Source organism: Porcincola intestinalis (genome assembly GCF_009696445.1).
Classification (GTDB): Bacteria; Bacillota; Clostridia; order Lachnospirales; family Lachnospiraceae; genus Porcincola; species Porcincola intestinalis.
In genome coordinates, this window is record NZ_VULZ01000004.1 from 37,634 (window position 1) to 58,791 (window position 21,158).

17 protein-coding genes and 1 pseudogene are annotated in these 21,158 nt (G+C 55.6%); 1 reads left to right on the forward strand and 17 read right to left on the reverse strand.

Annotated elements, in window-relative coordinates:
- Window positions 1–118 precede the first annotated feature (118 nt).
- The 12 genes from FYJ35_RS05080 to FYJ35_RS05130 all read right to left on the reverse strand — a co-directional run bounded on the left by FYJ35_RS05080 (window position 119) and on the right by FYJ35_RS05130 (window position 14,332).
- On the reverse strand, window positions 119–1,756 hold the full coding sequence (locus tag FYJ35_RS05080) for a hypothetical protein (RefSeq protein ID WP_154524119.1): 1,638 nt from the start codon (window positions 1,754–1,756) through the stop codon (window positions 119–121).
- A gap of 67 nt (window positions 1,757–1,823) precedes the next feature.
- Entirely contained in the window at window positions 1,824–3,020 is a 1,197-nt protein-coding gene (locus FYJ35_RS05085; RefSeq protein ID WP_154524436.1) for a toxic anion resistance protein, read from the reverse strand.
- A 284-nt stretch (window positions 3,021–3,304) separates the two neighbouring features.
- A complete protein-coding gene (locus FYJ35_RS05090) occupies window positions 3,305–4,849 on the reverse strand; it encodes a 5-bromo-4-chloroindolyl phosphate hydrolysis family protein (protein WP_154524122.1) in 1,545 nt (514 codons plus the stop codon).
- A gap of 120 nt (window positions 4,850–4,969) precedes the next feature.
- A complete protein-coding gene (locus FYJ35_RS05095) occupies window positions 4,970–5,134 on the reverse strand; it encodes a hypothetical protein (protein WP_154524125.1) in 165 nt (54 codons plus the stop codon).
- A 12-nt stretch (window positions 5,135–5,146) separates the two neighbouring features.
- The gene (locus FYJ35_RS05100) at window positions 5,147–5,872 is read right to left on the reverse strand and encodes an ABC transporter ATP-binding protein (protein WP_154524128.1); all 726 of its coding nucleotides are present in this window, start codon (window positions 5,870–5,872) and stop codon (window positions 5,147–5,149) included.
- A gap of 54 nt (window positions 5,873–5,926) precedes the next feature.
- Complete coding sequence (locus FYJ35_RS05105; protein WP_154524131.1) at window positions 5,927–6,778, reverse strand: ABC transporter ATP-binding protein; 852 nt, start codon at window positions 6,776–6,778, stop codon at window positions 5,927–5,929.
- Complete coding sequence (locus tag FYJ35_RS05110; protein WP_235906396.1) at window positions 6,778–7,821, reverse strand: branched-chain amino acid ABC transporter permease; 1,044 nt, start codon at window positions 7,819–7,821, stop codon at window positions 6,778–6,780. The genes FYJ35_RS05105 and FYJ35_RS05110 overlap by 1 nt, the downstream gene beginning before the upstream one ends.
- A 136-nt stretch (window positions 7,822–7,957) precedes the next feature.
- Window positions 7,958–8,839, reverse strand: coding sequence for a branched-chain amino acid ABC transporter permease (locus FYJ35_RS05115; RefSeq protein WP_154524440.1), 882 nt, complete (start codon window positions 8,837–8,839; stop codon window positions 7,958–7,960).
- Between the two features lie 125 nt (window positions 8,840–8,964).
- The gene (locus tag FYJ35_RS05120; protein ID WP_331469141.1) at window positions 8,965–10,191 is read right to left on the reverse strand and encodes an ABC transporter substrate-binding protein; all 1,227 of its coding nucleotides are present in this window, start codon (window positions 10,189–10,191) and stop codon (window positions 8,965–8,967) included.
- Between the two features lie 231 nt (window positions 10,192–10,422).
- Window positions 10,423–10,545, reverse strand: a complete 123-nt coding sequence (locus FYJ35_RS14820; RefSeq protein ID WP_268892527.1) for a hypothetical protein — start codon at window positions 10,543–10,545, stop codon at window positions 10,423–10,425.
- Between the two features lie 49 nt (window positions 10,546–10,594).
- A complete protein-coding gene (locus FYJ35_RS05125; protein WP_205839722.1) occupies window positions 10,595–12,715 on the reverse strand; it encodes an Ig-like domain-containing protein in 2,121 nt (706 codons plus the stop codon).
- Window positions 12,716–12,961: 246 nt separating this feature from the next.
- Window positions 12,962–14,332, reverse strand: coding sequence for a CDP-glycerol glycerophosphotransferase family protein (locus FYJ35_RS05130; protein WP_154524137.1), 1,371 nt, complete (start codon window positions 14,330–14,332; stop codon window positions 12,962–12,964).
- A gap of 191 nt (window positions 14,333–14,523) precedes the next feature.
- Here FYJ35_RS05130 and FYJ35_RS05135 point away from each other — a divergent pair, with 191 nt between their 5' ends.
- Complete coding sequence (locus tag FYJ35_RS05135; protein ID WP_154524141.1) at window positions 14,524–15,837, forward strand: CDP-glycerol glycerophosphotransferase family protein; 1,314 nt, start codon at window positions 14,524–14,526, stop codon at window positions 15,835–15,837.
- Window positions 15,838–15,851: 14 nt separating this feature from the next.
- Here the strand turns inward: FYJ35_RS05135 and glf are convergent, their stop codons facing one another.
- From glf to FYJ35_RS05155, 5 genes and pseudogenes are all read right to left on the reverse strand, one after another.
- Window positions 15,852–17,054, reverse strand: a complete 1,203-nt coding sequence (glf, locus tag FYJ35_RS15175; RefSeq protein WP_328597047.1) for a UDP-galactopyranose mutase — start codon at window positions 17,052–17,054, stop codon at window positions 15,852–15,854.
- A 264-nt stretch (window positions 17,055–17,318) separates the two neighbouring features.
- Window positions 17,319–17,834: pseudogene (locus FYJ35_RS15180) on the reverse strand (ABC transporter ATP-binding protein); the annotation flags it as partial.
- Window positions 17,835–17,926: 92 nt separating this feature from the next.
- On the reverse strand, window positions 17,927–18,718 hold the full coding sequence (locus FYJ35_RS05145; protein WP_154524147.1) for an ABC transporter permease: 792 nt from the start codon (window positions 18,716–18,718) through the stop codon (window positions 17,927–17,929).
- A 93-nt stretch (window positions 18,719–18,811) separates the two neighbouring features.
- Entirely contained in the window at window positions 18,812–20,011 is a 1,200-nt protein-coding gene (locus tag FYJ35_RS05150; protein ID WP_154524150.1) for a hypothetical protein, read from the reverse strand.
- 62 nt (window positions 20,012–20,073) lie between these two features.
- Complete coding sequence (locus FYJ35_RS05155) at window positions 20,074–21,156, reverse strand: NAD-dependent epimerase/dehydratase family protein (RefSeq protein WP_235906380.1); 1,083 nt, start codon at window positions 21,154–21,156, stop codon at window positions 20,074–20,076.
- Window positions 21,157–21,158 lie beyond the last annotated feature (2 nt).

Below are 21,158 nucleotides of genomic sequence, written 5' to 3' on the forward strand. Positions count from 1 at the left end.
TTTAAAAGTTTCTTAAGACAGAAAAAGAGAACCTGCAGGGCGCATCCCCGGCAGGTTCTCTTTCCATTCATATCATTCGATTCTTTCCACAGCACTTTTATGATTCACCGTCACCCGTTCACGATGCTCTGAATGCTGCCGCTCTCCGTACAACTCTGTGGTACCTGAGCAGCCAGATACCCGATACAAGGAAGTAGAGCGCCTTTGTTCCGCCTGCTGCAAGCCCCAGATAATCATTGGGAGCAAGCGGAAGAAGCATCAGTGCGAAGAAAACAGCCAGGATAATCGAGAGGATCCCGACATAGGTCGGCACCCGTCCGATGTCGCTGCCGCTCCGGACGTTGACCTTCACGCACTTGAGCGTATACATCCACTGGATGTAGTACATGATCGTAAAGATCGCGATGAAGATCATGATAATCAGCATGATCAGTCCCTGAATAAAGCTGCTTGTAAACCGTGCGCTGGAAGCCCCGACCACCACGAAATACACCGATATGATCAGACCGACTGCCAGTACCAGGCAGGCAACGACAAACTTCAGCACCATCATGACTCTGGCAAGCGTATACCCGCCAAGTCCGAACTTTGAGCGATCCCGCTTCGTCTGAATCAACATGATCCACAGAGCAAGGGCAAACAGTGCATTCGGAACTGCAAAGATCAGCAGAATCGACAGCTGGACACTCGTCCCAAGCTGCTGGATGATGCCGTTCACATTGACAGCCATCGACACAATCTGCTTTGCAAGCTCCGTGATCAACTGCGTCGCGAAGCCATTGCTGCTTCCGAGCACTCCCTCCAGACTCGAATCCAGATTGGAAAGATTATAATATGCGTTCGAAACCTTCGGGTCCATCGCACCCGGGAGTGCGAGGTTGCAGAAATTCACAGCCACCATCGCCGTGAAAAACAGCGTCATCAGGAAAAACAGAAAGCCCCTGACCATCTTTCTGGAGCGGAACAGGATGGTTTTGCTCCCGACCGCCGTACTCATCCTTGCCAGATCCGGACGGTCCTGCGCCGCCTCCGGCGCCTGCCGGTATCCGTATCCCGCGCTGCCGTACTGTTCTCTCGCGGGTGCCGCATACCGTCCCCCGCGCGCCTCGTACTGCTGGCGTGCGCCGTATGTCTGTCCTCTTCCGACACCAAAGCTGTCTGTACCGCCCTCCGGCGCTCTCGGCGGAATTCTGCCCGCAGTTGTTCCCTCCGGCTGCTGCGCAAATGACGCTGCCGCTGCACCTGCCGCACCCTGGCGGTAATTAACAGCTGCATTCTGGACAGGCTCTCCGGCCGGCCTCTCCGGGCCGCTCTGTTCGGTTGTCTCCGAGCGGGCAGCTTCCTGATTCAGACTGCCTTCAGGCTGAGCCCCACTCGATGACTCCTGTGTCTCATCGGATGCCTCTGAAGTCCCATCCGTCGTATTCTGCACGTTTTGACCGGACTGCGCCGCAAAATGCTGGAGCGCTTCCTCGTCCGACTGGTCTGCGCGGGACTCCTGCTTCTCTCCGATCGCTTCTTCCTGCGCAGGAATTACCGAGCCTTGCCCCTGCGGGACGGCCATATCTTCCGGTGTCCTCGCTGCAGGTTCAAACCCGCTGGCATCTCTCCTGTCCCCGTCCACAGCCGGATCGCCGGAAAAGCCGGTCAGCCTCTGCTCCTCACCGTCCGGACGGTCAGGAAGCTGATTGTGGCATCTGACGCACACTGTCGCGCTGTCGTCATTCTCCGTTCCGCAAAATACACATCTTTTCATGATGACTGATCTCCCCAAACCAACAAAGTTCGATTTATTATAAGCCGCACGGGCTGAAAGAGCAAGGTTATGATTGCCTGTCCACCTGTGTCCGGGAGACCTGGAGCAGCCTGTTTTTAAGCTCTGCCTCCATCTTCTGCATCTCCGCCTCGGCTGCCACACGCTTCTGGTGCCCTTCCTCCTGGATCTTCACCACATCATCCAGTGTCGCAATCAGCTGCGCATTGGTCTGTCTGAGCGTCTCCATATCCACAACGCCCCGCTCGGAGGCCTTTGCCGTCTCGACGGACGCCGTATGGAGCTGCTGGGCATTCTTCTGCAGGAGCTGGTTCGTCATATCCGTCACTTCCCGCTCAGCCTTCGCCGCCTGGTTCGAATGCTCTACCCCCAGGGCGATAACCATCTGATTTTTCCAGAGCGGAATCGTGTTCACGATGGTCGACTGGATTTTTTCCGCCATCATCGTATCCGAATCCTGCACAAGCCGGATCTGAGGTCCTGTCTGAAGCGCGATCTGCCTGGTCAGTTCAAGATCGTACAGCTTCTTCTCAAAGCGGTTGCAGTAAGCTGCCAAGTCCTTCGCCGCCTGCGCGTCCTGCGCATCCTGGCTCATTTTTGCCTTCTCCTCCAGCTTCAGGAGCTCTCCGCCCCTCACCTCGGCGAGCTTCTTCTTTCCGGCCGCGATATACATCGTCAGCTCCTTGAAGTAGGAGAGGTTCAGCGCATACATCCGGTCGAGCGTCGCGACATCCTTCATCAGCTGAATCTGATGCTTCTCCAGCGCATCCGAGATGGCCTTTACCGAGTCCTCCGTCTTATCGAACTTTGCCTGCAGCGCCGTCACCTTGTTCGCATTCTTCTTGAAGAAACGCAGAAAACCGTTCTCCTCCTTCGTCACATCGAAGCTCTGAAGCTCCGACACCAGTCCGGAGATCTGCTTTCCAACCTCACCCATATCCTTGTTTCGGACATTCGCCAGCGCGGTATCCGAGAATTCGGACATCTTTTTCTGGGTGCCAGCGCCGTACTGCATGATGGCAGCGCCATTTGTGATGTCGATTTTTTTCGCAAATGCATCAACCATCTTCTGTTCCTGAGGGCTGAGGATCACCTCCGTGTCCCGGATGGCATCCGTCACATGCTCCCGGATGGCCGACCCTGCCGGCGCCCCCTCCGGCGTCTTTGACGCAGCCTCTGGTGCTGTCTCTGGTACAGTCTGCGGCACCTCCCGGGCAGCTTCCGGCGTCTTTGACGCAGCCGCCATCAGCTCCTCTGCGGTCATCGCCGCGGGCGCGGCTGCCGCAAAGCTTCCTTTCTGCTCGTCCGCCGCACTCTGCCCCACGCCTGCCGAAAGGCTCCCCTCCGCATCACCGAACGTCAGCTCGATCTGCCGAGGCTCCTGCCCTTCCAGGCCGGCTGCCCCGCCGCTTCTGTTTTCGTCCGTCATCCCTTGCTCCTCCCGATCTCGATCCTTGTGGTCCTGCTCTCTGATCCTGTCAGGTTCCCCTTGCCTTGCCTCGCCTCAGCCGCTGTCTCCTGCACTTTGTCTCAGGCCTCTTCCTTCTTCCCGGATTCCACCTGTCCCTGTGCCATTTTTGCCATTCCTCCGGCTTCCGCAGCCTGAAGCCCGGCTCCGGTCCCCTGGCCGCTGCTCTGAACTGAAACCTGTGTCTGTTTCAGCTGCTTCGCTTCGCTCTCAGCCTGCGCCTGTCTCATCTGCTGGAATTCATCCTCGGTCAGGCCGTCCTGCCGGAGCATGGACTTCATGACCGACACATCTGTCCCGACATCCCACGCCGTATGCTGGAAGAATGAATCAAACAGCTTTTCGTACGCATCATTGATGGTGTCCAGCGAGGTTTCAATCTCACGCTTGGCGCTCTCGATATTCTCCCCCTCCACATGCTGGGCATCCAGCGCCGCATAGGTATCAATCAACTTCTGCGTCGTCGGAAGATAGTAGCTCATCAGCCGGTGGAGATCCGGAGCGCTCTCCGGACTTTTCTCCACCTGGTCAAAGATCCCTGTCACGATCCGCTCAAGCCTGTCAAGCTTCGCCGAAATCTCCTCTCCCGGAATCTCCTCATTCTTCTGATGGATATGGACAATGAAGGCCTGCCCTTCATCCAGAATCTTCTGCGTCTCTGCATCAAGCTTTCTTCTGTATTCCTGCTGCGCCTTCTTCTGCGCCTGCAGCTTCCCATATTCCGGCAGCGGCTCTCCGCCCAGCTCCGGGGCATCCGCCCGGTCCTTCGACGTTTCTTCAGCCCTTTTTCCCGGTTCTTTCCTGCGGCTCTCCTTCGTCCTCTGCTTTTCTTCCTCGCGTTTCCTGTTCCTGTACGATTCCATGGTCTGACTGTACAGCCCATAGGCCTCGCGGCTGAGAATCAGCGTTGTCTCGCCCGAATCCATATAGACCGGTCCGTTCAAAATCCCCTTCCGAAGGATTTCCTTCAGCGACTTCCGGGTATCCTTTTTGCTCTTTCCAAGCGCCGATGCAATCTCCTCCACGGAAATCACGTCCCGGCCCTTCCGGATCCGCAGGATTGTCTCGGCGTCATCGATGACCTCCAGCTGTTTCACTGAAAGGTCCCTCAGCCAGTAGAACATGCCGGTGATTGCAAGGAAAAAGAGCCCGACACCGGCCGAGTGCGCTACAGTAAAGCACCCGATCGCAAGCAGCAGGTTGGGAATCATCCCGACCGTCCCGATGACTTTTCCTGCCGTCGCCGCAAAATTGTTCCGGATCCGGAGGCGGCTACGGCCTTCATCCGCCGCTCTTCGGGAAGACTTTCCGGCCTCTTCTACCGCCTGCTCATAGGCCGTCTTTTCAGATGTTCTCTTCCCCTGAGGCCTTGTTCCGGACTGCATGCCTCGCTCCAGAAGAGAGTCGTGCACAGCATCCACTGCCCGGTTCATCGCCCAGTTGATCTGCTCACTCAGCGCCGAATAGTCCCCGCTTTTGATGGCACTGTCGACCAGCCCGCTGACATCTCTCCCTGCGCGGTAGGTCATATCCTTCCAGCCGGCCCCATTCTGTCCGCTCCCGGCTTTCATCTGATCCTGCCCTGCCTGCTTTCCTTCCGTTCCCATTCAAGACGTTCCTCTATCTATGACTGATGTTGTAATCTGGCTTACAGATGAAATTTATTATCGGTGATTTACAGGATAAAATCAACCATCCGTCTTTATCCGACCGCGCTCCGCACTCGATCACGTGCCGTCCACCTGGTCATCCGAACCTGCGCAGATGCCTTCATCCCGCGCGCCGCATTCGATGATGAACGGCCGCCTGCACAGAAAACGGCCGGCACAAAGTGCCAGCCGTCTTCTACTCTTATGGCCATTCCGGCGCGGCCCCGGGTATTCCCCCGGCATCCTGCTCCGCTGTTATTCCTTCGCTCTCCCGAGGTAAGCCTCGCGGACCTGCTCATTTTCCGCCAGCTCTCTGCCTGTACCGGACAGGGTGATCCGCCCGGTCTCCATGACATACCCGTAGTCTGCCGTCTGAAGCGCCATATTCGCATTCTGCTCGATCAGAAGGATGGTCGTCCCTTCCTTGTTGATCTCACGGATAATCTCAAACACCTCCTGGACGATGATCGGCGCGAGCCCCAGTGACGGCTCGTCCATCATGACCAGCTCCGGTTTGCTCATCAGGGCTCTCGCGATTGCAAGCATCTGCTGTTCGCCTCCCGAAAGCGTTCCGGCAGGCTGCCAGGAACGCTCCTTCAGCCTCGGGAACAGTGTATAGACGCGCTCCAGGTCCTTGTCGATGCTGTCCTTGCGCATGTAGGCACCCATCCGAAGATTCTCGGCGACCGTCAGATTCACAAAGACGCGGCGTCCCTCCGGCACCATCGTGATCCCGCGCGTGACGATCGTCTCTGTCGGCAGCTTCAGAAGATCCTCGCCCTTGAAGGAAATGCTTCCCGCCGCCGGCTTCACAAGCCCGACAACGGAACGCAGTGTCGAGGACTTTCCTGCGCCGTTGGAACCAATCAGTGTGACAATCTTTCCCTTCGGAACACCAAAGCTGATTCCGCGCACAGCCTCGATTCCGCCATACCGGACGACCAGGTTGTTGATTTCCAGAAGATTCTCTGTCTTTTCCATGAAACCCCTGCTTTCCTTAATTCTCAGGACTCTGCTGTCAGACCCTTCCCCGGCTTAGTTGGTCTTCCCTGTCCCGAGGTACGCGTCGATGACAATCTGGTTGTTCTGAATCTCCTCCGGCGTGCCCTGGGCAATCAGTTTCCCGAAATTCAGCACATAGATTCGGTCCGATATGCTCATGATCAGATCCATGTGATGCTCAATGACAAAAACACTCAGGTGAAATGCTGCCTTGATCCGGCAGATAAAGTCCGCCAGATCGTCCGTTTCCTGCGGATTCATGCCGGCCGCCGGCTCATCCAGAAGAAGCAGGCTGGGCTTTGTCGCCAACGCACGTGCAATTTCCAGGCGGCGCTGCTTGCCATACGGAAGCGACGTCGCCAGCACATCCGCCTCATCCTTCAGACCGACCATCTCGATCAGCTCCATGGCGAGCTCCCGGTTTGTCATTTCCTCCCTGCGGTTCAGTCCGAAGGTCGCCGAGAAAACATTCGCCTCTGACCGCATATGGGTCGCAATCAGAACATTCTCAAAGACCGTCATGGCCTTGAACAGACGAATGTTCTGGAAGGTTCTCGCAATCCCGAGCTTCGTGATGCAGTCAGGCGTCCTGACGATTGAGTTCGAATAAAGCTCCGCATTCTCGCCGAGGTAATTCTTCCGCATCTTCCCTCTCGGATGGTTTTCGATAATCGTGTCTCCCTGAAACTGCACCCGCCCATTTGTCGGCTGATACACCCCGGTGATGACATTGAATGCAGTCGTCTTGCCCGCCCCGTTCGGACCGATCAGCGCGACAATTTCTCCCTTGTCCACATCGAGCGACAGGTTGTTCACTGCCACGACACCACCGAACTGCATCGTCACATTCTCCACATGGAGGACATTCTCTCTTGGCTCTGCCATCACTGTGCACCTCCTTGTGAAGTCTTCTTTTTTCGCCTGAAGACGGAGAACAGGTGATTCCATGAAAACTCCCGGTCTCCCATGATGCCGCGGCGCCAGAACAGCACAACCACCATCAGTACGATGCTGTAGATGACCATCCGGAAGCCCGGCCGAAACAGCGGGATCGAAACACCGCCGACCGTCAGCGGCTCATCCAGGAAACGCAGCCACTCCTGGCCGCCGTTGATCAGAAACGCGCCGATGATCGAGCCTGTGATGGAGCCAATGCCGCCCAGAACGACGATCAGAAGAATGTTGTAGGTCATCGTGATCTGGAAGGTCTTGGTATCGATGGAACGCATGAACAGCGCCAGCATGCCGCCGGAGATTCCCATGAAGAACGAGGAAATCACAAAGGACAATTCCTTTGTTCGGAACAGATTGATGCCCATCGCCTCCGCCGCCACCTCGTCATCCCGGACTGCCTTGAACGCGCGCCCGTAGGAGGAATGGAGCAGCAGCATCATAATCGCAATACAGACGGCTGCCAGAATCAGCGGCTGGAAGATGTTGGTAAATCCCGGGATGTTGTTCAGCCCGTAGGAACCATTTGTAATCTGATCCATCATCGGCGCCGCAAGAACCGTGCGGATGATCTCCGCAAATCCCAGCGTGGCAATCGCCAGGTAATCAGACTTCAGGCGCAGAACAGGGATGCCGATCAGCGCCGCAAACCCAGCAGAAATCAGCCCGCCGAGAATCATCGCGACCAGAACCGGTGCCTGCAGCTTTTCAAGCCACGGCGCGATGCCATTCATGTAATAGACGCTCGCCCTGGCCGAAAGCGGAATCGTCAGGACAGCCGTTGTGTAAGCCCCGATTGCCATGAAGCCTGCTGCCCCGAGCGAAAACAGACCGGTAAATCCCGTCACCAGGTTCATCGCGGCCGCCGCGACCGCATAGACAGCTGAGCGTTCGATGATGGAAATCGCATAGGAATGGTCAGAAGCGTTCCTCTGATAGAAGGCCATCAGCGTTGCCAGAAGAATACAGACAGCCATCGTGAGCACAGCGTTGCGCACATGATGCGGATCTCTCCGCTTCTGGTACACATGGCCGCTGGATCCGGGGACATACCCACCGTTCATATTCGAGGAAACAGCCTTTTCTTTCATCTTACTCATCCCAGCCACCTCCTCAGACCTTGTCGCTTGCTGCCTCACCGAACAGGCCGGTCGGGCGCACAAGCAGGATGATGATCAGAAGCACGAAGGTAAATGCATCTGAGAACGTCGAGTATCCGAATGCGACGATGAAGGTCTCGCTGATTCCGATGATGAAGCCGCCGATGACAGCGCCCGGAATCGAGCCGATTCCTCCGAGAACCGCCGCAACGAAGCACTTCAGCCCCGGCAGCGCGCCGGAGTATGGATAGACCGTCATGCGGTCTGTGAAATACAGAAGCGCGCCGACTGCCGCAAGCAAAGAGCCGATGAAGAAGGTAAAGGAGATCGTGGAATCCACCTTGATTCCCATCAGTCTGGATGCCTCCGTATCCTTCGAGACCGCCCGCATCGCCATGCCGATCTTCGTATGGTTGATCAGCTGCAGAAGCATGATCGTCAGCACCACCGTCAGAATCGGCGTCAGGATCGTGACCAGAGAGGTTGTGACCGGTCCGAACGTCAGGATCTTCTTCAGCCCCGGAATCTCCGGATAGGCCATTGGAATCGCCGTAAAGAGATAGGTCGCCAGGTTCTCAAGCAGATAGGATACGCCGATAGCGGAGATCATGACTGACATGCGCGGCGCCTTTCTCAACGGACGATACGCCGCCTTCTCGATTCCCATACCGAGCAGGATTGTGCCCGCGAATGCAACCGGGATCGCGATGAACCACGGCATCGAGGCAATCGCAAAGATCATGAAATAGCCCGACATCATGAACAGATCGCCATGCGCGAAGTTGATGAGCCGGAGGATTCCGTAAACCATCGTGTATCCGATCGCGATAAGTGCATACGCGCCGCCCAGCGAGACACCGGTCAGCAGCTGCTGCACGAATGTAGCAAGACTCATGGAAGTTGCCCCTTCCTGTGTGTATGTTCTGACGCACAGCGCCGGTCCTGACAAGGTGGCCGGCGCTGTACTCTGAAACATTCGCTTCTTTCTATTAATTAATTAATGGATGACACTGGCTCAGCTTACTCTGCTTCGGTTGCCGCTTCTGTGGAGGACTCGCCGCCGCCAACTGTGACAATCTTCAGGAACTGAAACTTTCCGTCCTTCGCAATATCGATGTAAGCGGAATCCTTGTTCGCATCACCGGTCTCGTTGAAGGTGATGTGTCCGGTGACATAGTCGCCGTCGATCTTGGAGATCGCATCCTTCAACGCTTCTCCGTCAATCGTATTCCCTGCTTCAATTGCGTCGCAGATGACGTTGTAGGTGTCAAAGCACAGTGCGGAGTTTCCAACGATGGCATCGTTGCCGCCGTTGTTCTCAATCCGCTTCTTGTCGGCGTTGAGCCATTCCTTGTAACCCTTGACAAAGTCGGTTGCAACCGGGTTGGAATCGTCGTTCTCATCGAAGAATGTCGATACAACAGTTCCCTCTGTATTCTCAGCGCCTGCGTTGTCGATAATTGTCTGATTGTACCAGGTGTCGCCTGCCATGATCGGTGCGTCGATGCCCATCTCCCGAGCCTGCTTGATGATCAGTGGCGCCGTTGCAATGGAGGACGGTGCGAAGATGGCGTCTGCATTCGCTGCCTTGACCTGCGCCAGGATGGCCTTGAAATCGGACTGATTGGTCTGGAACTGCTGCTCGGTTGCGATGGCTCCGCCGAGCGTCTGGAACTGCTTTACAAAGAAGTTTGCAAGACCGGTCGAATAGTCATCACCGATCTGGTCGATCACCGCAACATTCTTGTACCCGCTGTCAAACGCGTACTGCGCCATGACCGACCCCTGGAACGGATCCAGGAAGCATACACGGAAGTAATAATCGCAGCCCGAGGTAACCTGCGGATTCGTGCAGGAAGCACCGATTGCCGGAATCTTAGCGTCTGCAAATGTCGGTCCCGCGGCGATCGAGACGCCGGAGCCGTAGCTGCCGATCACGGCCACAACCTTGTCCGCCACCAGCTTCTGGGCAGCGGTCACGGCCTCTGTCTTATCGGACTTGTTGTCGACCTCGTCCAGCTCGACCTTGTACTCCTTTCCGTCGACCTTGACAGTCGGGCGGATCTCATTCGCGTAACGCGCACCCTGAAGCTCCTGGAGGCCGCCGCCGCCATTCTCACCTGTCTGCGGCTCAAAGACACCGATCTTGATGGTGTCGTCTGCTGCGAGCGCCGTCATGGACATGACCGGCATCGTCGCGGCTGCCATCGCCGCTGCACAGATTACGGAAATCATCTTCTTGTTCATAACCATCCCTCCTCTTTCCGAAGCCCTTGGTTTGTGCGTGTAGCGCGGACAATTGTCTTTTCATCGGCTACATGCCACGAATTATATCACTCACATCCCTTCAATGCAAGAAAGAAGGAAAACTTTTTCGGTCTTTCTCTGAAGTTCTGCAAATGTTTGTGCATCGAAAAAGGGGATGCAGACTTGCTTGAAGTCTGCATCCCCTTTGATGTTGAGATAAGAATACGCCATTCAGACAGGCTTGTCTATCCCTTTTTTTGTTCCTGGTGTGAATTTTGCGATATTTTCCGGTTTTCCTTGTATTTTTACTGCCAGTGTCCGCCATTTTCCGCTTCTCAATTTTTTCAGAATCATGCAGCGGACCTCACACTGCCAGGCCGGCAGACAAGAAACCGCCGACACCTCACCGCACGGTTACCGTCACCTGCCTGATGATGGAAGCGCTTTCCAGGTTGACAGCGCGGACCGTAATCGTTGCGGTTCCCTTCCGTTTCGCCGTCAGTTTTCCGGTCGAGGATACGGTCACGACCTTCTTGTTAGAGCTCTTGTAGCGAATCCGGCTTGTCGCATTCGCCGGTGTCAGCTTCGGATACAGCTGCCGTTTTCTGCCCTTCTTCAGCGTATATGCCGTGCGGACATTCCGGATCGCCACTGCATCAACACCGGTGACCGTTACCGTCACCTTCACCGAAGCCTTCCCGGATGTGACCGTGACCTTGCAGCGGCCCGGCGCCACGCCGCGAATCCTGCCGGTTCTGGAGACCGTTGCAATCTTTGTGCTGGAGCTCTTGTACGTCACCGGATTCTGGCTTGTCAGCGGAGAAAGCACCGGATTCAGCCTGACGCGCTGTCCCTTCTTCAGCGAGACCGTCGATGGAAGGCCTGCGATCGCTCTCGTCTTCACGATCCCCTTCTGCACCTTCACAAGTGCGGTGATCTGCAGCCCGCTGGCAGCCGTCGCCGTGATCGTGGCTCTGCCCTTTTTGCGTGCGCGGATCGTGCAGGTTCCGTTGAACTTGCCGGAGACCGTCAAAATTTTCCGGTCAGAGGACTCCCATTTCTGGATATAATCACCGTTCGCAAGCGTCACGCAGAACTTGTCCGTGGTCTTTCCCGCCTGAACCGGCACGGACGTCATGTTCGCAGAGATCGTCGGCGTCAGCTTCGGGACGGACTCCGTCTCCTTGTACCCGCAGACCGTGCAGACATGCTCCCGCTCACCGGCAGCCCAGACCGTGGCATCCTTCGTCACCTTCCAGTCGCCGTAGGTGTGGTTGACCGTGTCGATCGTAAAGGTCACAGTCCTCGCGCCATAGACCGCATCCGGCGAATACTTCGACCAAAGCCTGCAGGTCACTGTGCAGGACGGATCGTCTATACCCTTCAAGGTCGCCGTGGTCAGGACAGAATTCGCATTTGATGAAACCTTTTTCGTGTCCCAGGAATCGTACTCATCAGTAGGATTCCAATCCGTCCCAAGCTCGTCTTCAAACAGCTTCAGACTCCCCTTGATCTCCATCTGCGCCGTGCCGGAGCCTGCGACAGTGGCAATCTTCGGAGAGACATGAAGTGATGTATCCTTCGTATCGATCTGAAGTGGGTCACGAACAATATAGGCAAACGTGTAATCCTGATTCCGTTTTTCATCCGCCTCGCCGGCTACCGTAACCGTGCAAAAGTAGGCATAGACTCCTTCCTTCAGCGTTGTTTCTGCCGTGTCGGATACGCTTCCGCCATCTTCCTTCGGCTGCGCTCCCGACAGCCGATCAATGATCTCCGTACTGGTGTTACTTGTCCAGGAGAAGGTTACCGAAGCGTTCTTACTCAGATTCGCTGCTTCCGCTCTCAGCGTCAGCTTCGTCCCGTCTGCTGCTCCCCGATCAGCCCAGACAATCATTGCGTCCGACCGTCCGCCGTAGTTCGGGGTCTGTCCGTCAATCGACGCCGTCAATTTGACTTCTCCCTGAACCTTTGCCGGCTCCTCTGCCAGCTTCCTCTCGTCCAGCTGTGCTGTCTCTGTCTGGCCTGTTGCTGCCGGCTCAGCCTCCATCTGATCCGAAGCTGTCTGCCCGGACTCTGTCTGACTGACGGCCGCCTGTCCGGATTCCGTCTGACCTGAAGCTGCCTGCCCGGACTCCGTCTGACTGACAGCTGCCTGCCCAGCCTCGATCTGGCTTGGATCTGTCTGGCTGGCCTCCGCCTGACTTGAAGCTGTCTGGCTGGTCTCCGCCTGCCCGTTTTCTGATGCGGAAGAGGCATCTGCATCAGACTGTCCGTTTCCCGTGTCCGCACAGCCCTTCTCAGAATCTGAAGCTTTCCCTGTGGCCAGCGCCGGATTACCAGTTTCTGCCTTCGCAGCAGTCTCACCGCTTCCGTCAGCGGCTGTGCCATTCCCGGAAGCTGCCTGAGCCGCAATGCTTTCCTGTGCCGGCACAGTTACCTCGGCAGCTGTCGCCAGAGTGCCCTGGCTGGCCGCCATCACAAGCGCCAGAACAACCGCGGCGAACCTGTTTCTATTCCTCATACCCATTCCATCTCCTCTGAAAACCACCTGCACGGTCCGGCTCATGGCCGCTGAAGTCCGTCTCACAGCAACATATGCAATCCTGTCTCCAATCCTGCCTCGGCTCCTCTGCCTGACCGTTTTTAACGCCCATACAGCTTACCATTGCAGGAAAGCAGATTCAAGGCCGGTTGTCTGCAATCTGGCTCCTTCTTTCGTACAAACCGGCTGCTCTGGCTCTCATGTGCCTGTCCACTCGCCCAGCCCTTATGCTCGTTTTTTCTTCTCTCTGACCGCATCCATCAGCCTGAGAATCCGCTCGGTTGCATGTCCGTCGCAGCCGCCCATGAACCGGTACTTGAATTCTCTGACGCGCAGCCAGTCAAAGCCCGTCTCCATCCGGCGGATCTCCCGCGCCACATCATGTGTCGAATGGCAGATGGGTCCGGGCATCATCTCCCGGACGGGGTAGTAGAATCCCCTCTGCTTCTCGTAGTCCTCGAGATCGAACGCAAAGAAAACCATCGGCTTCTCGAAAAGTGAATACTCAAACACAATCGACGAATAGTCTGTGACCAGCATGTCAGAGGCTATGATCAGGTCCTCAATCCTCAGATCCGAGACATCCATCGCAAACCCTTCCGCTCCTTTTGGAATCACGGCCTTCTTCCTGACAAATGGATGCTGCCGGATCAGTAGCAGATAGCCATCCCCAAGCTCTTCCTTCAGGCGAAGAATGTCCAGCTGATCCGGCGAGGCCGCCTCTCTGACAGATCCCCTGTAGGTTGGCGCGTACAGAAGCAGCTTCTTTTTCTCGAAGACACGCTCGCAGTCCCTCGGCATCGCGCCGCCCTTTTTTCCAAAGGACCCATTCGCACCGATCAGGCACGCCGGCGCCGGCTCATCCCGCAGTGACGGATTTCTGTCCTCCAGCACATGACGGACACGCAGCGCTGCGTTTCTCCGGACCTTGCTGTGAAAGTAAAGGTCCGTCCGGCTTACCCCGATCGGCAGAATATCCTGCACGCGGTCTTCCATATGGAAGGCCTCCGCATACGCCCAGACCACTTCCTCTGACGAAACGGTCACATAGGAAAAATTCTTATGCACCGGGTACTTTTCAAGATCCGATTCCGTCGTCCCGAAGCCCTTCCCCACCGCACTGTAGCCGAACTTCTTGAACGCCCCGCAGGCATGCCAGGTCTGGATAACCGTCGTCTCCGGGCGAATCGGAAGGCTGCTCAAAAAATAAGATGACTCATTGACAAAAACATACTCTGCCCGTGCGATTTTCGGAATCGCGGCAAGGCAGCGGAGCGTCACCGACGCCGGGTTCTCCATCCCCTCGCGGATACAAACCGTATCAAAGCTGTAGAGCCCCTGCATGCCTTCAGTCTTCTCTCCGTTTTCTCTGTTTTCACCGCTCTCACGGCTGCGCCGCTCCAACGCTGCCCGTATCAGTCGGAAATTGTCGGTCAGCTCCTTCTCCCGCACCTCCAGGAACACCACATAGCCGGCCTTGACCGGCCGTTTCGCTGCCGCCAGATAGCGGGATGGATAGAGCTTCTTCAGGCTTGTGTCCTTGTACGCCGACCGCACCGCATTGTACGCTGATTGAATGGTGTTCTTTGTCCCCATACCTGTAACTCCCTTCCCGCTGGCATCATTTCACCCAATACGTCCGTGTATCACGACTATTGAAATGATAGCACACATCCTGGCGGAATCGCAGCGACATATCGCAATTTGGCAAATTGTGTTATGATTGTTTCAATTTCATGAAGTCTGTGTAAAAACATGAAATCTCATATTAGAAAGGAACTCCTTCTATGATCAACCAGTACACCCGGGGAAACAACCGTCTTTCACGCCTTTTCTTCCGCATCTGCCATGGCATCTACTGGCGCATGACACGGATCCCGCCCCTGAAACAGATCAAAAGATACTTCGGGCTGAAGAGAAGCGACCGGTTGTACGGAGAGACCATTCCTGCCTGGTACCGTTCAGAAGCAGGAAAACCGGTCGATGATCAAAAGGTTCTTTTTATCGAAAACCGCTCTGTCTCGCTGTCTGATAATTTTCGGCTGATCTATGAAGACGTAAAGCAGGCAGGATACACCGTCCATGTCCATTATCTGCATGAATTCGATCCGGGGACAGACTCGATGAAGCCACTGGAGGCGTACGCAAAGGACGCTGCCACGGCGAAATACATCTTTCTGAACGATGCAGCCCTCGCCACCAGCAGCTTTCCGCTGCGGAAGGAGACGAAGGTCATCCAGCTCTGGCACGGCTGCGGTGCCTTTAAGAAATGGGGCGCCAGTACGGCGAATAAAAAATTCGGAGCAAGTCAGAAGGAACGCGAAAAGCACTTTCTGAATTACTATAAGAATCTCAGCCTTGTCACCGTCAGCAGCCCGGACGTCGCGTGGGCATACATTGAGGCGATGGGGCTTGAGGATCAAAAGGAGATCGTCAGGCCAACTGGTGTCAGCCGGACAGATGTCTACTTTGACCCTGAATTCATCCAGAAAAATACAGAAAAGGTCCACACCGTCTTTCCGGCATCCATCGGAAAGAAGATTCTCCTTTTCGCTCCGACCTTTCGCGGAAGGGTTGCAGGGGCCTCCACCCCTGATTTTCAGACTTTTGACCTGCGCAGGCTGAAAAAGGAATTCGGGGATGAGTACGTCGTCGTCATCAAGAACCATCCCTATGTCGGCCCGGTAGCCACCCCGAAGATTCCGGCAGATCTGGATGGAACCTTCGCGATGGATCTGACACATACCTGCACAATTGAGACGCTGCTGTGCGCGGCTGACCTTTGCATCACGGATTACTCTTCGCTGGTCTTCGAGTACTCCCTGCTTGACCGCCCTGTTCTGTTCTACGCCTATGATCTCGACGACTACAACGACTGGCGCGGCTTCTACTACAACTACAGCGAACTGGCTCCGGGCCCGGTCTGCAAAACGATGGACGAACTGACCGACGCGATCCGTCAGTCAGAAACTGCCTTTGACAGAGAGAAGCTGGCGGCTTTCCGGAAGAAGTTCATGAGCGCCTGCGACGGTCACTCGACAGAACGGATCGAGCAGCTTGTTTTCGGAAGGTCCCTGCGCTGCAAGCCAGAGGAGTCCTGACAACGGTTTCCTTTTTACTTCTTCCCGACGCTTCCGACCAGAATTCTGGTCTTCAGCTCCTTCTCAGCCATCTCCCAGGCCTGAAGGATGACCTGGTCCATGTTGTAATATCTGTACGTCCCGAGCCGGCCGCCGAAGAGGACGCCCGGCTCCTTCTCGGCCAGCTTTTTATACTGCTCATACAGCTTCATGTTGGCTTCGTCGTTGACCGGGTAGTAGGGTTCCATGCCCGGCTGCCACTCTGTTGAGTACTCGCGGGAAATAATCGTCTTTGGAAGATCATTTCCCTCCAGATCCTTTCCGAACTCGAACCACTTGTGCTCGATGATTCTCGTCCACGGAGCCTCGCTGCCTGTATAATTCACCACGGCATTTCCCTGGAAATTCGGCATGTCCAGCTCCTCCGTCTCAAACCGGACGGTCCGGTACTGCAGATGCCCGAGCCTGTAGTCAAAGTATTCGTCGATCGGCCCCGTGTAAATCACCTTCCGATACTTCCCGGCATACTTTTTCGCGAATGTCCGGTAGTCAATCCCCGTCATCACCGGAACGCCCGACAGAAGCTTCTCAACCATCTGCGTGTACCCGCCGATCGGAATCCCCTGATAACGGTCATTAAAATAGTTGTTGTCATAGGTAAACCGAAGCGGCAATCTCCGGATGATGAAGGCCGGCAGCTCCGTGCACGGACGTCCCCACTGCTTCTGCGTGTATTCTCTGATCAGTTTTTCGTAAATATCCGTCCCGGCGAGAGAGATCGCCTGCTCTTCCAGATTCTGCGGGACAAATGCTTCTTCCGGCGCAAGTCCCCGCTCTTTCTTTTTCTGCGCGATATATTCCGCTCTCTGCTCCTCGATCTTTGCCTGTACCTGCTCCGGTGTATAAAGCCCCCACATCTTCGAGAAGGTGTTCATATTGAACGGCAGGTTGTAGAGCTCATCCTTGTACCGGGCTACCGGCGAATTGATGTAGTGGTTGAACTCTGCATACTGGTTCACATACTCCCAGACCTTCTTGTCAGACGTATGGAAGATGTGAGCCCCGTATTCGTGAACATCGATATTATCCCGTCGGGACGTATAGACATTGCCGCCGATATGATCGCGCTTGTCGATCACAACCGCCGTCTTGCCAGCCTTGCAGGCTTCATTTGCAAAGACAGCACCGTACAGGCCAGCGCCGACCACCAGGTAGTCGAAAACCTTCCCGGACTCGATCTCCTGCCGGTCCTCCCGCTCCTTCTGCGCATAGGAATATACCTTCTCCTGATGCTCCAGATACGCGTTGCAGACCGTCTCCGGGTCTCCCTGCATCACGACATCGCCCTTGTCAAGCCACAGGACATGGTCGCAGAGCCGGATGACCGACGGAATATCATGGGACACATACAGAAGCGTCGTGCCGCCGGAAAGCATCTCCTGCATGCGCGCATTGCAGCGTCTCCTAAAGTTCGCATCTCCGACCGACAACACCTCATCACAGATCAGGATCTCCGGATTGACCATCGTGGCAACCGCGAAGCCCAGCCGCGCCTTCATGCCGGAGGAATAATTCTTGATCGGCGAGTCGAGGAAGCGCTGAAGCTCCGCGAACTCGACAATCTCATCGAAATGCTCCTCCATGAACCTTCTCGAATGTCCGAGCACCGCCCCGTTCAGAAAGATATTCTCACGCGCCGTCAGCTCCTGATCAAAGCCCGCACCGAGCTCGATCATCGGCGCAATCTTCCCCCGGACCTGAACCGTTCCCTTGTAAGGCTTCAGGATTCCGGTAATCATCTTCAGAAGCGTACTCTTGCCGGAACCATTTGTCCCGATCAGCCCCCAGGACTCACCCCTCTTCACATGAAGATCCACATCCTTCAGCGCCAGGAACTCCTGGAAGGTCAGCTCATGCCGGATCTTCCGGATCGTAAATTCCTTCAGATTGTCGACCTTGATGTTTCCAAGGTTAAAGCGGATCGATGCATGATTCACATCGATGATATTTTCAGCCATAGAATCTCTCCATTTCTGCCAGTATCCCCCGTCTCCGGTGGTTGACGACCGGCTCTGGCGGTCCTGCGCCTGGTCTTCCGATTCGGTACGGTTCAGATGTGAAGGATAAACTCATCCTTCTTTTTCTGAAAGACATACAATCCCAGCACCAGAGCCGCGAACGCCCACAGCCAGCCCCCGACGACCAGCCTCGGTCCCGGCATCCTGCCGGCAAGCGTAATGTCCCGGAATGCAGCGATGTAATAGTACATCGGGTTGAAGCCCTTGATGATGACCTGAAGCAGGTGCGGCAGATTTTCGATCGGATAGAACAGTGGCGTCAGGTACATCCATGCTGTGATAAACGCATGGTAGATATACTCCATGTCACGGAAAAACACCTCGAGCGCCGCAAGCAGGAAGGTCAGCCCCAGACTGAAGATGTACACCTGCATGATGATGATGACCAGATACAGCATGGTCCAGTGGAATGCAGAGCGGGTGGCAATCATCACGATGAAAAAGGCGCCCAGCGAAAAGACCGAATCAATCATTGTACTCGTCACCTTCGACAAGGTGAAAATATACTTCGGAATATAAGTCTTCTTCAGCAGCGATGCGTTGTTAGTCACAGACTTGAGTCCGTTCTGGGTTGCCATCCGCATGAATTCAAACAGAACACGCCCTGTCAGCAGATAGATCGGATAATTCTCGATATTCTTCTTGAACATCGCCGAGAACACAACCGTCATGACAACCATAATCAGGAGCGGATTCAGTACGCTCCAGATATACCCAAGGACGCTGCGGCGGTACTTCAGCTTGATGTCACGCTTGACCAGCTCCACCAGCAGATCCCAGTACTTCCGGAACGTCCGGATCCGATTCTTCCACTTGCTGCCCATCTGCAGTTCTCCTTCGCTTCTCTCTTCCAGGCGCCCCGGCATTCCTGCAGCACACCGCCCGGGCACCCTCTCATTCTTGACCGCTCTGTGCGGTCATTGCTGCTTGTCCTGGCTTTCCAGCGCCTTGAGATCCACTGTGATCACCGGGCAGACAGACAGATTCATATCCGTCACATCATCCCCGTACATCATCACCGTCCCTGATTTGGACTGATAGACAGCCGAAGACAGATCATGTCCGGGTGCTGCCAGCCACATGTCCACCGCCGGCTTTTCAAACACATCGGAATAGGTCTTCAAATCTTCCAGATCAAAAATCCGCACCTTATCGGTGAGTGGTTCAGAAGGCGCAGAGACCCCATAAAAATCATTGCCGGACGGCGTATAAGCCATGTCCACAAGCGCTGCCTGCTCCAACTCTGTAAACTCCCCCTGCAGCGCCCCGCCATTCAAAAACGCTCTGAGCGAGCTGTCCGCCCAAGAGACATCCTTCCGGACGTTATGAAACTGGACGCTCCGGAAGACACTGTCTGCCGATGGCGCTCTGCAGATCATCAGGAGCTTCTTATGGCTTCTCCGAAGGACCAGCCAGTCCTGCCCCGCATAGGACACAGTATCACCCTTCTTTGCTTCCGGGAGTGCCTTGCGTTCCGCTGCCTCTCTCTTCCGCAGATACAGCTGCCTGTACTTCTCCGCCTGCTCTCTGCTGTCCAGCAGATTCCCCAGCTGTGAAAAACGACTGTACGCCGACTGGTACTGTCCGCCGATGCCTTCAAGCCTAGCAGCCATATAGTTCATATAGCCACCCTTGTAGCTTCTGGCCATCAGTACCACCAGCGCCACAATCACCAGAAGAACCACAGCACGCGTAATCTGGAACCTCCGGTTCAGCGCCTTCGCCCGCTTCCGGGCATAATCCTGCTTCTCATCGGCATCCCGGTATCCCTGAAGGTTTGCAAACTCTCCGGCAGCCTTGCCGAATTCATGCTCCTCCTTCGCCTCCGCCAGATGACGGCAGGCTCTCTGATAGTCCGCCTCTTTCTTCTGTACCTTTGCCTCCGACAGCTGCTTTTTGCAGGAATCATAGAGCGTTTCCGCTCCCGGATAGCCCTTCACATCCGACAGAAGCGCCTCCGCCGCCTCCAGGTTCTTCACCCTGTAAGCCGGGGACACGACCATCGGATCAACACTCAGCTTCAGCTTCGCCCGCTGAACCAGCGCTTCATCCGACTCATAGTTCCTGACCTTGCGCTGTTTTGATTTCAGATAGTCCCCGAAATTGATCTTTGCCATATACGTCCTGTTTCCCCGTATGATTTACCAGGCAGAAGCCCGGTCTACCTGCTCATGAGTCCTTACTGTACCGATCGGAGGATTTCCACCGTATGCCGCAGTCCTGTCTCCATGTCAAACCGCGCCCTCCAGCCCAGGTCTTCCAGCTTTCTGCTGTCAAGAAGCGCCTTGGTCGCCCTTGAATATCCGGCCGCTTCCACCTGGTCCGGAATCTCAAAGACCACCTTCGTGCCCGCTTCCTTCGCAATGAGCGCCGCCAGATCCTTCAGGGTGATATCGCAGCTTCGCGTCGCAATGTTGTAGGCTTCCCCACAATCTCCAAGCAGCAGAACTGTCAGCAAGCCAGAAACCGCATCGCAGACATAGGTATAGGAATAATTCTGGGTCCCCGCGCTCTTGAGCACGATGTCTTCCCGCTCTACACCCTTCCTGATAAACTGGGAAATCGCCTTCGTGTCACTCATCAGCATGGACGGGCCGAACGACCTGGTGAACCTCGGAACCACGACATCCAGCCCCTTCTGCCGGATATAAGCCTGGCAGAGCGCCTCGCCCGCCCGCTTGCTTTCCGGATAGCCGGCGCGCATCGTATTGCAGTCGATGTAGCCGCAGTACTTCTCATCAAACAGCTCCACATCGCCTCGATTCTCCCCATAGATTTCATTGGAGGAGGCAAATGCAAACCGCCTTGCCCCGGCCTTCGCCGCAAACTCCAGAAGATTGTTCAGACCGATGATGTTCGTCACGACCGTCCCGATCGGATCCGTCGCGTAGGCGACCGGGTGTGTGTTCGAAGCTGCATGAAAGACATAGTCCACATGCTTCAGTCCCGCTACCCGGAGCGATTCCTTCAGATTCTCCACGTCATCAATATCACACTGGATAAATGTAAACAGCGGATCGCCCCAGTATTCCTCGAACCTTGACTTTCCTTTCTGTGCATTTCTCCCCAGTGCGAGGAGATGGCAGCCCAGACCATCCTCGCGGTTTTTCTTCATCAGCACATGAATCAATGTGCTCCCGATCATCCCGGTTGCACCCGAGATCATGAAGGATGCGCCCCGGAGCTTCTCCCACGGGAGCGCCAGTGCGGTCACGCCGCTCAGATCCTGCTGAAACAGTTCACTCTCCAGAAGTCTCATCATCA